The following is a 13,522-nucleotide window of genomic DNA, read 5'->3' on the forward strand; positions in this document are numbered from 1 at the left end:
ACCGACCCGTGACGTAAGCATCGCGCCAGCGATTGCCGCCTAAACTGCCAAGCCCGAGGCCCGGATACACCGGCCCGGGCTTTTTGTTTGTTCAGTTTGGAGACAACGCGTTGAGCGACACCACATTCGACTACATCGTCATCGGCGGCGGCACGGCCGGCGCGCTGATGTGCAACCGGCTCTCGGCGGACAAGCGCAAGCGCGTGCTGCTGATCGAGGCCGGCCGCCGCGACGACTACCACTGGATCCACATCCCGGTCGGCTACCTCTACTGCATCGGCAACCCGCGCACCGACTGGCTCTACAGCACCGAACCCGACCCGGGCCTGAACGGCCGCACGCTGCGCTACCCGCGCGGCAAGACGCTGGGCGGCAGTTCCAGCATCAACGGGATGATCTACATGCGCGGCCAGGCGCGCGACTACGACCAGTGGGCACAGCTCACCGGCGACGACGCCTGGAAATGGGAGCACGTGCTGCCCGCCTTCAAGCAGCATGAAGACCACTACCTCGGCGCCGACGCGATGCACGGCGCCGGCGGCGAATGGCGGGTGGAAAAGCAGCGCCTGCGCTGGGACATCCTCGATGCCTTCGCGCAGGCCGCGCAGGAAGCCGGCATTCCGCATTCCACCGACTTCAACCGCGGCAGCAACGAAGGCGTGGGCTACTTCCAGGTCAACCAGAAGAACGGCTGGCGCTGGAACACGGCCAAGGCCTTCCTGCGGCCGGTCTGCTACGGCCGCCCCAACTTCGAGATGTGGACCGGCGCGCAGGTGACGAAGCTGATCGTCGAGACGCAGCCCGACGGCTCGCAGCGCTGCACCGGCGCGCACGTGTGGGACGGCCAGGAGATGGTGACGGCTCACGCCACCGCCGAGGTGCTGCTGTGCGCCGGCAGCATCGGCTCGCCGCAGACGCTACAGCTCTCGGGCATCGGCCCGGCCGACCTGCTGCGCGAACGCGGCATCGACGTGGTGGCCGACCTGCCCGGCGTGGGCGCGAACCTGCAGGACCACCTGCAGATCCGCGCCGTGTTCAAGATCGACGGCGCGCCGACGCTCAACGTGCTGGCCTCCTCGATGATGGGCAAGGCGAAGATCGGGCTCGAATACCTGATGAAGCGCAGCGGGCCGATGAGCATGGCGCCGTCGCAGCTCGGCGCCTTCACGCGCAGTTCGCCCGACCATGAGTGGCCGAACCTCGAATACCACGTGCAGCCGCTGTCGCTCGACGCCTTCGGCGAGCCGCTGCACGCCTTTCCGGCCTTCACCGCGAGCGTGTGCAACCTGAACCCGACGAGCCGAGGCTCGGTGCGCATCAAGAGCGCACGCTTCGGAGATGCGCCCGCCATCGCACCCAACTACCTGAGCACCGACGAAGACCGCAAGGTCGCTGCCGACTCGCTGCGCGTCACGCGCCGCATCGCAGCGCAGCCCGCGCTCGCGAAGTACAAGCCGGAGGAATGGAAACCGGGGCCGCAGTACGAGAGCGACGACGACCTGGCGCGCCTGGCCGGTGACATCGCGACCACCATCTTCCATCCGGTGGGCACCACGAAGATGGGCGCCGACAGCGACCCGATGGCGGTGCTGGATTCGCGCTTGCGGGTGCGGGATGGGCGTGGCGGGTTGATTGCGGGGCTGCGGGTGGTGGATGCGGGGGCGATGCCGACGATCACGAGTGGGAATACGAACAGCCCGACGTTGATGATGGCGGAGAAGGCGGCGGGGTGGGTGCTCGGACGCTAGTCGCAGTAGGCGCTATGGAGAGCGCCCGGCAGGCGGTGCGGGCGCGACGATTGCGCTCGCTGGAAATGCACAACGATCGCGTCCACCCCGCACTTAACGCTCGATCGTCTTATTCCACCGCGCATTCCAGGCCGGCCGATTCGCATTGATGCTGTCCCAATCCACCGTGATCGCTGTCTTCATGTAGCCGTTGATCGCCGCCACCTGGGCAACGCCCTCACCCATGACCGGTGCCTTGGGGTTGGTCGGGATCTGGCTGCCGTACTGCAGCACGTTCGCTTGCGCCAGCGGCGACAGCAGGAACTCGGTCAGCTTCTGCGCCAGCTCGGGCTCGCTGTTGTTGGCGATCACGCACTGGCCGACGATCAGCACCACCGAGCCCTCCTTCGGGTTCGCGTATTCGACCGGGATGCCCTTGGTCTTCATGGCCGCCACGGCCGTCGGGGTCAGCGGAAAGATCGCCGCCTCGTTGGTCTGGACCATCTCGGAGAGCTTGGCCGAGCTCGGGATGTACTCCAGCACGTTCGGGCCGATGGTCGTCGGCCAGGCCTTGAAGCCGGGCTCGACGTTCTTCTCGTTGCCGCCCTGGATGCGGTTGAACATCAGGAAACCATGCAGGCCGAAGGACGACGCCGAGGCCGACTGGAACACCACCTTGCCCTTGTACTTCGGGTCGGCGAGGTCCATCCACGAGGTCGGCGCGGCCCAACCCTTTTCCTTGAACATCTTCGCGTTGTAGGCCAGGCCGGTCATGCCCAGGCTCACGCCGCTGGCCATGTCGCCCTTGAAGCGCGCGGCCGGGTAGATCTCGTTGAGCGCGGCGCTCGGGCGCTGCTTCTCGCACAGGCCCATGCCGATGGCGCGCGCCATGATGCCGTCGTCGAGGAACATCACATGCATCTGCGGACGGTCCTTGTTGGCCTGCGCCTTGGCCAGGATGTCGGACGAGGTGCCGGGCACGACCACCACCTTGACGTTGTTGGCCTTCTCGAAGGCCGGGAAGACGTACTGCGTGTACGCCTTCTCGAAGGTGCCGCCGTTCATGCCGATGTAGATCGTCTTGGTCTGCGCGCCGGCCGTGCCGCTGGCGGCCAGGGCGGCGGCAGCCGCCGCGGTGAAGACGGTGCGGCGCAGGGCCGCGGTCCGGGGGGCGATGCGGTAGGTAGACATGGCTTTCCTTTCGGTGGGTGAAGGGGATGCGGAGAGAGAACGGTTCAGTGCGCGAGCGCTGGCTCGGCAACGGGTGCGTTGGCGAAACGGCCGATGCCGAAGGCGTCGATGGGCGTCGTGCTGCGGCCATCGCTCACCAGTTCCGCCAGCACCTCGCCCACGGCGGGCCCGACCTGGAAGCCGGCGCCGGCAAAGCCGAAGCCGTGGAACAGCCCGGTCGTGGTGCGGCTCGGGCCGATCACCGGCTGGCGGTCGGGCAGGTAGCCTTCGGTGCCGCTCCAGGTGCGGATGAAATGGGCGTGGCGCAGCACCGGCAGCAGTTCGATCGCCTGCGCGGCGAGCGCGGCCATCGAGGCGCGGTCGGACCGTGCGCGGTCGGCATCGAGCGCACGGCCCGGCCCGCCGCCCAGCACCAGGTTGCCGCGCGCGACCTGCCGGCAGTACACGCTGCCGCCTTCCACGCCCAGGCTCCAGTCCATGAAGAAGGGCAGCGGTTCGGTGACTGCCATGGCCGGGTGACCGGAGTGCATGGGCACCGTGTCGCCAAACTGTTCGGCGATGGTGTTGGCCCAGGCGCCGGCGCAGTTGAGCAGCACCTGCGACTTCACCGCCAGCGTGTTGCCCGCGCGCAGATGGAAGAACTGGCCGTCGTGCGCGATCTCGTCGACGCGGGTGCGCTCGTGAATGTCGGCGCCGGCGCGGCGGGCCGCGAGGGCGAAGGCGGGCGACACCAGGCGCGGATTGGCCTGGCCGTCTTCCATGCAGAGCGAACCACCGACGGCCTTGCCGCCGAGCCACGGGCACTGTTCGCGCAGCCGCGCGCCCGAGAGGATGTCGATCCCGAGATCGAAGTCGCGTGCCTTGTCGCGGTAGATCTCGAGTGCGGCGAGGTCGTCCTCGCTGCGGGCGATCTTGAAGTGGCCCGAGCGGATGTACTCGCCATCGGTGCCGAGCAGTTCGGGCAGGCGCCCCCAGATGCCGTGCGCGCGCTGCGCCAGCGGCAACTGGCTAATCGGCCGACCCTGGCGGCGCACGCCGCCGTAGTTCACGCCGCTGGAGCGCGAGCCGCACAGGTCTCGCTCCAATAGCACTACGCGCAGCCCCATCCGGCGCAGGGCCAGTGCGGCCGAGCTGCCGACGATGCCGCCACCGACGATGGCGACGTCGGTGCTGATCCGTTGCGTCATGCCGCCACCTCTTTGTGCGCAGGGCTCGGCGCATGCACCAGATGGATCGGGATCGGCTTGATCGGTGCCTGCCCACGGAAGCGGCCGACCTGCGCCACCGGCTGTCCCGTGGCGTGCGCGAGGATTTCCGCCGCCGCAACGCCGCACATGCGGCCCTGGCAACGGCCCATGCCGACGCGCGTCAAGGCCTTGAGGCGGTTCATCTCGTCGGCCCCGCTGTCGGCGATGGTGCGGCGCAGCTCCCCGGCCGTGACGTTCTCGCAGCGGCAGACGACGAGTTCGTCGGGCGCGTGCGCGGCCCACTCGGTGGGAAAGGGAAAGGCGCGTTCGAGACCCGCACGGAAGCCGGCCAGCTTGGCGAGTTGCTGCTGCAACACGCCCGCGCGCTGCGTGTCGATGGCGACGCCACGGTCGGTCAGCAGCGTCAGCGCCGCCAACTCGCCGGCCCACTCGGCCGCATCGGCACCCATGATCCCGGCGCCATCGCCCGCGAGGTACACGCCCGGCACGCTGGAGCGCCCGGCCGCATCGCGCTCGGGCAGGTGCGCACGGTGCATCGGCGCGAAGGCGAAGCGGCAGCCGAGCAGATCGGCCAGTTGGGTTTCGGAGCGCAGCGCGTAGCCGAAGCCGACGGCGTCGCAGTCGATCGTGTGCTCGCCATCGTCTTTGGCCCAGACGACCGAACGCACGCGCTCGTCGCCCTGCATGCGGACCAGCCGCACGCCGCTGTGCAGCGCGACACCGTGCGCGCGCAGCCAGGCGACGTAGTACACACCCTTCGCCAACACCGCAGGCTGCCGCAGCATCGCGGGCACGGCCGCAAGCTGATCGGCGAAATGCGCCGTGTCCAGCAACGCTGCCACCTCGACGCCCGCCTTCGCATACTGGTACGCGACCAGATAGAGCAGCGGCCCGGTGCCCGCGAGCACCACGCGCGACCCGATGGCACAGCCCTGGAACTTGAGCGCCACCTGCGCGCCGCCGAGCGTGTACACGCCAGGCAGCGTCCAGCCCGGCACCGGCAGCACGCGGTCGGTGGCGCCGGTGGCGACGATGAGCTGCCGGTACGGCACCGTGCGCGTGGTCTGCGTCGGGCCGTGCAGCACGTCGAGCTGGTGGTCCTGCACGTTCCACACGAGGCTGTCGGGGCGATGGTCGATGCGGTCCTGCACACCGTCGATGGCCGCATGCACGGCGGTGGCACGGGCGGCCTCGGTGCCGTAGAGCGTCTTGGGCGTGCGCTTGAAATGCGCGGGCGGGCGGCGGTAGATCTGGCCACCGGCGCGCGCGGCCTCGTCGATCAGCACCGGCCGCAGACCGTGCGCCGCGAGCGTCTGCGCGGCGCGGATGCCGGCCGGGCCGGCGCCGACGATCACGGGTTGCAACGCCGTCGTCATGCGGGCGCTCCACCGCTCACGCCGCTCACGTCACTCAGTAAAGCCATGCCGGGCGCGATGAAGGTCGAGCAGGCGCGCAGCCGGGCGCCATCGACGGTGGCGATCCAGCAGTCCTGGCAGGCGCCCATCAGGCAGAAGCCGGCACGCGGTTCGCCGCTGAATTCGTTGCGGCGCAGCTGCGCGCTTTGCGTGAGCACGGCGGTCAGCACCGTGTCGCCTTCCAGCGCCTGCGCGGACCGGCCGTCGAGCGTGAACGACACCGCCGCGCGCTGCGTCTCGGCGACGCGGCGCAGCAGCGGTTGGACGGTGACGACGCTCATCGGTGCCCGCCCACCAGCACGCGGTCAAGGCCATAGAGCCGATCGAGCACGATCATCGCCACGGCCGTGACCGCCACCATCAACGCCGACACCGCCGCCATCAGCGGGTCGATCGACTCGGTCGCGTACATGTACATGCGCACCGGCAGCGTCACCGTGCTCGGCGAGGTGACGAAGATCGACATCGTCACTTCGTCGAAGCTGTTGATGAAGGCCAGCAACCAGCCGCCCGTAACGCCCGGCAGGATCATCGGCAGCGTGATGCGCTTGAACACGGTCGCCTGGCTCGCGCCCAGCGACAGCGCGGCCTGCTCGGCGCTGCGGTCGAAGCCGACCAGCGCGGCCACCACCAGGCGCAACGTGTAGGGCGTGACGATCAGCGCGTGCGCGAAGATCAGGAAGCCGAAGCTGCCCGTGCCGCCCACCAGCGCGAACATCCGCAGCAGCGCGACACCCAGCACCAGGTGCGGAATGATCAGCGGCGACAGGAACAGCGCGTTGAGGAAGTCACGCCCCGGAAAGGCGTAGCGCGTGATCGCCATGCCCGCCGGCACCGCGAGCAGTGTCGCGATGGTGGCCGAGGCGAGCGCCAGCCACAGGCTGTTCCAGAAGGACTGCATGAAGTCCGAATGCTCGAACACCGCGCGGAACCAGCGCAGCGAGAACTCGGTGGTGGGCAGCGTGAGCGTGTTCTCGGGCGTGAAGGCCACCACGCAGACGACCACCAGGGGCGCCAGCATGAAGGCGATGACGAGCGCGTTGAACGCGAGGGCGAGGGGGCCGTTCTTGGTCATGAGGCCTCCCGCCGGGCCGCCCCAAGGGAGGCCTGCGCCCCCTTGGGGGGCAGCGAATACACGAAGTGAAGGAGCGTGGGGGTCATGGTTCAGCCCAACGACTTCTTGTAGCGGCCTTCGACGAGCCGGTTGTAGCTCAGCATCACCAGGAGGTTCGCAACGAGGAGCACCAGCGCGACGGCGGCACCGAGCGGCCAGTTCAGCTCGTGCAGGTACTCGTCGTACACCACCGTGGCGACCATCTTCAGGCGCCGGCCGCCGAGCAGGCCCGGAATCGCGAAGGAGCTCGCCGCGAGGCCGAAGACGATCAGGCTGCCCGACAGGATGCCGGGCATGACCTGCGGCAGCACGATGCGCCGCAGCGTGGTGAAGGGCGTGGCGCCGAGCGACAGGGCCGCGTTCTCGACGCCACCGTCGAGCTTCTGCAGCGAGGTCCACACCGGGATCACCATGAAGGGCAGCATCACGTGCACCAGCGCGATGACGATGGCCGTCTCGGTGTAGAGGATCTTGACCGGACCGAGGCCGAAGACGCCGAGCAGCCCGTTCACCAGGCCCTCGGGGCCGAGCAGCATGCTCCAGCCGAAAGCGCGCACCACCACCGACACCAGCAGCGGCGCGAGCACCACCAGCAGCAGGATCGAGCGCCACGGGTTGCGCATGCGGCTCAGCACATAGGCCTCGGGCGTGCCGATCAGCACGCAGATCAGTGCGACCAGCGCCGAGATCCAGAAGGTGCGCCAGAAGATGCCGTAGTAGTAGGAGTCGGTGAACAGGTGGGTGTAGTGCTCGAGCGTGAACTCGCCGCTCTTCACGCCCAGCGCCGGGTCGTAGACATTGAACGACAGCACCGCGGTGAGCAGCAGCGGCACCAGCAGCAGCACAGTGAAGAGCACCAGCGCCGGGGCCGAGAGCCACCAGGGCGTGGACTTTCGGGTGAGCGCGCTCATAGGGCGGCCGCCTCCGCCGCGACGGATTCGTCGGCTGGCAGCAGGCGCGTGCAGTGGTCGGGCCAGTCGATGCCGGCGGCCTGGCCTTCGTCGAGCGCATCGCGGCCGTCGTTGGGGCTCAGCACCATCAGATCGCCGACGACGGTGCCCACGCGGTAGAGCCACTGGCTGCCGAGGAAGAAGCGCTCGCCCACCACGCCCTGGAGCCGGCCGCTGCCCGCGGCGACGAGTTGCGCCTTCTCGGGCCGCACGCTCAGCAGCACGGCGGCACCGGGGCGGAAGCCCGCGTCGTCCACCTCGACGGCGAGCGGACCGATCTCGACGCGCGTGCGGGTGCCGACCGAGACCACGCGGCCTTCCAGCAGGTTCGCCTTGCCGACGAAGGTCGAGATGAATCGGGTGCGCGGGTGCTCGTACACGCGGTGCGGATGGTCGATCTGCGTGGCGCGGCCGCCTTCCATCACCACCACCCGGTCGCTGATGGACATCGCCTCGCTCTGGTCGTGCGTGACCATGATGGTGGTGGTGCCGACCTTGCGCTGGATCTGCCGCAGCTCGAACTGCATCTCCTCGCGCAGCTTGGCGTCGAGGTTGGACAGCGGCTCGTCGAGCAGCAGCACCGGCGGCTCGATCACCAGGGCGCGGGCCAGGGCGACGCGCTGACGCTGGCCGCCAGAGAGTTCGCGCGGGTACTTCTTGGCGTGCACCTCGAGGTGGACCAGCGCCAGGGCCTGCGCGACGCGCTCCTGCCGCTCGGCCTTGGGCATCTTGCGCATTTCGAGGCCGAAACTCACGTTGTCGGCCACCGTCATGTGGGGGAACAGCGCGTAGGTCTGGAACACGATGCCCAGCCCGCGTGTGTTGGCCTTGGCGGTGGTGATGTCCTTGCCGTCGAGTTCGATGCGGCCGCTGCTCACGGCCTCGAAGCCCGCGATCATCTGCAGCGTGGTCGTCTTGCCGCAGCCCGAGGGGCCGAGCAGCGAGACGAACTCGCCCTTCTCCACGGTGAGGTTCATGGCCTGCACGGCGCAGGTCGTGCCGTAGAACTTGGTCACGCCGGTGAGTTGAAGAAATGACATGGACGGCCTTTCATCGATCGGGGAGCCACCGCAGGTATGAATCCCCGTGGCGTTCGAACCAATCTATTGCAATAACCGAACCAGAATGCTCGTGGTATTCCATTAATCGGAAGTTATCTCTGTTTTATTCCGTTCATTGGAATGTTTGCGATAAACTGGAGTCAAGAGATTCCGCAGGACCCGCCCATGACGACCACTTCCACCACCACCGGGGGCGTGCCCCGCGCCTTCCTGGTGATCCGCGCGCTGGCCGAATTGCAGGCCGAGGGCGGCCGCGTGACCCAGATCGCACGCAATGTGGGCCTGACGCAGGCCACCACGCACCGTTTGCTGCAATCGCTGGTCACCGAGGGCGTGGTGGAGCAGGACGAGCGCAGCAAGCTCTACCGGCTCAGCATCGACTTCTTCGCGTTGGCGGCAAAGGCTGGCGAAGGCGGCGGGTTGCGCGCCCTGTGCCGGCCCGCCCTGCTGCGCCTGAGCGCCAGCCTGGGCGACAGCATCTTCCTGCTGGTGCGCAGCGGTTTCGACGCCGTCTGCCTCGACCGCAGCGAAGGCCCCTTCCCCATCCGCTCCTTCTCCGGCGACATCGGCGGGCGCATCGCGCTGGGTGTGGGCCAGGGTGCGCTGGCGATCCTCGCCTTCCTGCCGGAGGCCGAGCGCGAGGAGGTCATCCGCTTCAACCTGTCGCGGGTGCGCGAGTACGGCGTGTACGACGAGGTCTACCTGCGCACCGAGATCGAGAAGGTGCGCCAGCAGGGCTACGCCGGCCGCAACACCGGGCTGCTCGAAGGCATGGCCGGCGTGGCGGTGCCGATCTGCGACCGCGAAGGCCGCGCCGTGGCCGCGCTGAGCGTGGGCACCATCGCCGACCGGCTGAACGCCGACCGCATGCCCACGGTGGTCGATCTGCTCAAGCGCGAGGCGGCCGCCATCGGCCCGCGCATCAACCCCTTCGATGCGACCCTGCGCCGCCCGACGCAGAGCCTGGCGAGCTCGCCGGCCGCGCAGAAGATCGAGCTGCCGCAGGTGGATTGATCGCCGCTGCGTCGGCCTGCGCCTCGCCGACGATCCAGTCGCGGAATGCCAGCAGCAGCGGCACCTGCGCGCGCGACTCGGGGTAGACCAGGTAATAGGCGTCCGCGCTGGTCAGCGCCTGGGGGAACAGCACGGTCAGCGCGCCGGCGGCGATCTCCGCCTCGACCAGAAAGCTCGGCAACAGCGCCGCGCCGAGGCCCGACACCGCCGCCTGCGCGATCATCGCGAACTGCTCGAAACGCGGGCCGCGCAGCGCCGGCGCGCCGGCCACGCCGACCTGCTCGAACCATTCCGCCCACTGCGTCGGCCGGGTGCTCTGCTGCAGCAGCACCACCGCCGCCAGGTCTTCCGGGCGGCCGATCGCATGGCGCTCCGCAAAGGCCGGGCTGCAAACCGGCACCACCGCCTCGTGCATCAGGTAGACACAGGCGGCGCCGGCCCAGTGCGGCGCGCCGAAGTGGATGGCGGCGTCGAAGGGCTCTTGCGCGAAGTCGAAGGGCTCGGAGCGGGCGGCGAAATTCACCGTGACCTCCGGGTGCCGCGCCACGAAACCGCCCAGCCGCGGGATCAGCCAGCGCGTGCCCAGCGTGGGCAGCACCGCCAGGTTGAGCAGCCCGCCGCCGGCCGACGCCATCACCTTCTGGCTGGCACCCGAGAGCTGCTGCAGCACCGCGCGCACATCGGCCGCATAGACGCGGCCGATGTCGGTGAGCACGATGCGCTGGCGCACCCGGTGGAACAGCGCGATGCCCAGCTGCTGCTCCAGCTGGCGGATCTGCCGCGACACCGCGCTCTGCGTGAGGTGCAGCTCGTCCGCCGCGCGCGAGATGCTGTGGTGCCGCGCCGCCGCTTCGAAGGCGAGCAGGTCGGCGACCGGCGGGAGGAAGGACTTCTTGAACATCGTCATTCGGAGGGGGAATGAAGCGCTGACTCGATCGACGCCTTCTTACATGTGAGACACGGTATTCTGCCGACTTCATTCTCCCTCGGCATCAACTCGTTCCGCATTTTCGCTATGCAAGCCGGTCGCGCTGGCGGACAGTGTCGCCATCGCTTTCCCCAGCCGGACCCCCGCCATGCCCAACGCTTCCACCCCCTCCTCCCTGCCGACCGAAGTCGGCGAACTGCTGCAACGCCTCGGCGTGCCGCGAGCCGCCCACACCGGCGGCGCGCTGGCGGTGCGTTCGCCCGTCACGGGCGAACAGATCGCGGCTGTGGCCGAGACCTCCACCGCCCAGGCCGCCGAGGCCATCGGCCGTGCCCATGCCGCCTACCTGAAATGGCGCAACGTGCCGGCACCCCGCCGCGGCGAACTGGTGCGCCTGCTCGGTGAGGAGCTGCGCCTGCACAAGGCCGACCTCGGCCGGCTGGTGACGCTCGAAGTCGGCAAGGTGCCGTCGGAAGGCGCCGGCGAGGTGCAGGAAATGATCGACATCTGCGACTTCGCCGTGGGCCTGTCGCGCCAGCTCTACGGCCTGACCATCGCCACCGAACGCGCCGAGCACCGGATGATGGAAACCTGGCATCCGCTGGGCGTGGTCGGCGTGATTTCCGCCTTCAACTTCCCGGTGGCGGTGTGGTCGTGGAACGCGGCGCTGGCGTTGGTCTGCGGCGATTCGGTGGTGTGGAAGCCGTCCGAGAAGACGCCGCTGACCGCGCTCGCCACGCATGCCATCGCCCAGCGCGCCATCGCCCGCTTCGGCTCGGACGCGCCCGACGGCCTGCTCGAACTGCTGATCGGCCAACGCGACATCGGCGAGGTGCTGGTCGACGACCACCGCGTGCCGGTGCTGTCGGCCACCGGCTCGACCGCCATGGGCCGCCAGGTGGCGCCGAAGCTGGCTGCGCGCTTCGCCCGCGCCATCCTCGAGCTGGGCGGCAACAACGCGGCCATCGTGTCGCCGTCGGCCGACCTCGACCTCGCGCTGCGCGGCATCGCCTTCGCCGCCATGGGCACGGCCGGCCAGCGCTGCACCACGCTGCGCCGCCTGTTCGTGCACGACAGCGTGTACGACGCGCTGGTGCCCAAGCTGGCCAAGGTCTACGGCAACGTGCAGGTCGGTGATCCGCGCGAGGCCGGCACGCTGGTCGGCCCGCTGATCGACCGCGCCGCCTTCGACGGCATGCAGAAGGCGCTGGGTGAAAGCCGCGAGATCGGCGCGACCGTGCATGGCGGCCAGCGCGTCGACGGCATCGGCACGCCGGACGCCTACTACGTGCGCCCCGCGCTGGTCGAACTGAAGTCGCATGCCGGCCCGGCCCTGCGCGAGACCTTCGCGCCCATCCTCTACGTGGTGCGCTATTCGTCGTTCGACGAAGCCATCGAATGGCACAACGCGGTGGGCGCCGGCCTGTCGTCGTCGATCTTCACGCTCGACATGCGCGAGGCGGAGCGTTTCATGTCGGCGGCGGGTTCGGACTGCGGCATCGCCAACGTCAACATCGGCCCGAGCGGCGCGGAAATCGGCGGCGCCTTCGGTGGCGAAAAGGAAACCGGCGGCGGGCGCGAGGCCGGCTCCGACGCCTGGAAGGCCTACATGCGCCGCGCCACCAACACCATCAACTACTCGACGGCGCTGCCCCTCGCGCAAGGCGTGACCTTCGACATCGGGGACTGAGCGTGACGACCGCCTTCGTTCCGGCGCAACGCGTGCGCGCCATCGGCGTGTCCGAGATCCTGCGCATCACCGACCAGGCCAATGCGCAGAAGCGCGCCGGCCGGCCGGTGATCGTGCTGGGCGCGGGCGAGCCGGACTTCGACACGCCGCAAAACGTGCTCGACGCCGCGGTGCGCGCCATCGGTCGCGGAGAGACGCGCTACACGGTGCTCGACGGCAGCCCGGCGATGAAGACCGCGGTGCAGCACAAGTTCAAGCACGACAACGGCCTGGACTTCGCGCTCGACGAGATCACCGTGAGCGCGGGCGCCAAGCAGGTCATCTTCAACGCGATGATGGCCAGCCTGAACCCGGGCGACGAAGTGATCCTGCCGGCGCCGTACTGGACGTCGTACGCCGACATCGTGCAGATCTGCGGCGGCGTGCCGGTGCCGGTCGCGTGCACCGAGGCGAACGGCTTCCGGCTCGGCGCCGCGCAGCTCGAGGCGGCCATCACGCCGCGCACGCGCTGGCTCTTCTTGAACTCGCCGTCGAACCCGAGCGGCGCGGCCTACAGCGCGGTGCAACTGAAGCCGCTGTGCGAGGTGCTGCTGCGGCATCCGTCGGTGTGGGTGCTGGCGGACGACATCTACGAACACATCCTCTACAACGGCCTCGCCTTCGCCACGCCGGTGGCGGTGGCGCCGCGGCTGCGCGATCGCACGCTGACGGTGAACGGCGTGTCGAAGGCCTACGCCATGACCGGCTGGCGGCTCGGCTACGGGGCCGGGCCGCGCGCGCTGATCGCGGCGATGGCGGTGGTGCAGAGCCAGACGACCTCGTGCCCCTCGTCGATCAGCCAGGCAGCGGCGATCGAGGCGCTGACCGGGCCGCAGGACCTGGTGGCCGCGCGCCGTGCGGACTTCCAGGCACGGCGCGACTTTGTCGTGGCCGCGCTGAACGGCGCGCCCGGCCTGCGCTGCCGTGTGCCCGAAGGCGCCTTCTATACCTACGCCAGTTGCGCAGGCGCGCTCGGCAAGCACACGCGCAGCGGCACCCTGCTGCAGACCGACGGCGATTTCTGCCGCTACCTGCTGCAGGATTTCGAGGTGGCGATGGTGCCGGGCAGCGTCTTCGGCCTGGCACCGTACTTCCGCATCTCGTATGCAACGTCGATGGCGCAGCTGGAAGAAGCCTGCGCTCGCATCGCCGCGGCCTGCGCCGCGCTCGAATGAACAGATCCAC

12 protein-coding genes are annotated in these 13,522 nt (G+C 69.3%); 4 read left to right on the forward strand and 8 right to left on the reverse strand.

The annotated features are described in order from the left end of the window. Positions 1-110: 110 nt before the first annotated feature. Positions 111-1,748 (forward strand): GMC family oxidoreductase, encoded by a 1,638-nt coding sequence (locus ACSFBE_RS22955; protein WP_435492710.1) that lies wholly within the window; start codon positions 111-113, stop codon positions 1,746-1,748. Between the two features lie 93 nt (positions 1,749-1,841). On the opposite strand, the gene ACSFBE_RS22960 is transcribed toward ACSFBE_RS22955, so the two are convergent. The 7 genes from ACSFBE_RS22960 to ACSFBE_RS22990 all read right to left on the reverse strand — a co-directional run bounded on the left by ACSFBE_RS22960 (position 1,842) and on the right by ACSFBE_RS22990 (position 8,645). Continuing rightward, positions 1,842-2,918, reverse strand: coding sequence for an ABC transporter substrate-binding protein (locus tag ACSFBE_RS22960; protein WP_435492711.1), 1,077 nt, complete (start codon positions 2,916-2,918; stop codon positions 1,842-1,844). Between the two features lie 44 nt (positions 2,919-2,962). Then, entirely contained in the window at positions 2,963-4,105 is a 1,143-nt protein-coding gene (locus tag ACSFBE_RS22965; protein ID WP_435492712.1) for an NAD(P)/FAD-dependent oxidoreductase, read from the reverse strand. After that, the gene (locus ACSFBE_RS22970) at positions 4,102-5,502 is read right to left on the reverse strand and encodes an FAD/NAD(P)-dependent oxidoreductase (protein ID WP_435492713.1); all 1,401 of its coding nucleotides are present in this window, start codon (positions 5,500-5,502) and stop codon (positions 4,102-4,104) included. The genes ACSFBE_RS22965 and ACSFBE_RS22970 overlap by 4 nt, the downstream gene beginning before the upstream one ends. Then, complete coding sequence (locus tag ACSFBE_RS22975) at positions 5,499-5,822, reverse strand: (2Fe-2S)-binding protein (RefSeq protein WP_435492714.1); 324 nt, start codon at positions 5,820-5,822, stop codon at positions 5,499-5,501. Before ACSFBE_RS22975 ends, ACSFBE_RS22970 begins: the two co-directional genes overlap by 4 nt. Continuing rightward, positions 5,819-6,616 carry an ABC transporter permease gene (locus ACSFBE_RS22980; RefSeq protein WP_435492715.1) on the reverse strand — a complete coding sequence of 266 codons (798 nt, stop codon included), beginning with the start codon at positions 6,614-6,616 and terminating at the stop codon, positions 5,819-5,821. The genes ACSFBE_RS22975 and ACSFBE_RS22980 overlap by 4 nt, the downstream gene beginning before the upstream one ends. A gap of 89 nt (positions 6,617-6,705) precedes the next feature. Then, entirely contained in the window at positions 6,706-7,566 is an 861-nt protein-coding gene (locus ACSFBE_RS22985) for an ABC transporter permease (RefSeq protein WP_435492716.1), read from the reverse strand. Beyond that, on the reverse strand, positions 7,563-8,645 hold the full coding sequence (locus ACSFBE_RS22990; protein WP_435492717.1) for an ABC transporter ATP-binding protein: 1,083 nt from the start codon (positions 8,643-8,645) through the stop codon (positions 7,563-7,565). The genes ACSFBE_RS22985 and ACSFBE_RS22990 overlap by 4 nt, the downstream gene beginning before the upstream one ends. A gap of 186 nt (positions 8,646-8,831) precedes the next feature. Here ACSFBE_RS22990 and ACSFBE_RS22995 point away from each other — a divergent pair, with 186 nt between their 5' ends. Continuing rightward, positions 8,832-9,680 carry an IclR family transcriptional regulator gene (locus ACSFBE_RS22995; protein WP_435492718.1) on the forward strand — a complete coding sequence of 283 codons (849 nt, stop codon included), beginning with the start codon at positions 8,832-8,834 and terminating at the stop codon, positions 9,678-9,680. Here ACSFBE_RS22995 and ACSFBE_RS23000 read toward each other — a convergent pair. Further along, a complete protein-coding gene (locus ACSFBE_RS23000) occupies positions 9,589-10,581 on the reverse strand; it encodes a LysR family transcriptional regulator (protein WP_435492785.1) in 993 nt (330 codons plus the stop codon). The genes ACSFBE_RS22995 and ACSFBE_RS23000 overlap by 92 nt on opposite strands. 175 nt (positions 10,582-10,756) lie before the next feature. Between ACSFBE_RS23000 and amaB the strand changes: the two genes are divergently transcribed. Continuing rightward, positions 10,757-12,298, forward strand: coding sequence for an L-piperidine-6-carboxylate dehydrogenase (gene amaB, locus ACSFBE_RS23005; protein WP_435492719.1), 1,542 nt, complete (start codon positions 10,757-10,759; stop codon positions 12,296-12,298). 2 nt (positions 12,299-12,300) lie between these two features. Then, positions 12,301-13,512: a pyridoxal phosphate-dependent aminotransferase gene (locus ACSFBE_RS23010; RefSeq protein ID WP_435492720.1), complete on the forward strand. Its 1,212-nt coding sequence runs from the start codon at positions 12,301-12,303 to the stop codon at positions 13,510-13,512. The last annotated feature ends 10 nt before the right edge of the window (positions 13,513-13,522 follow it).

Origin of the sequence: Variovorax sucrosi (genome assembly GCF_051216635.1) — a bacterium.
Taxonomy (GTDB): Bacteria; Pseudomonadota; Gammaproteobacteria; order Burkholderiales; family Burkholderiaceae_C; genus Variovorax.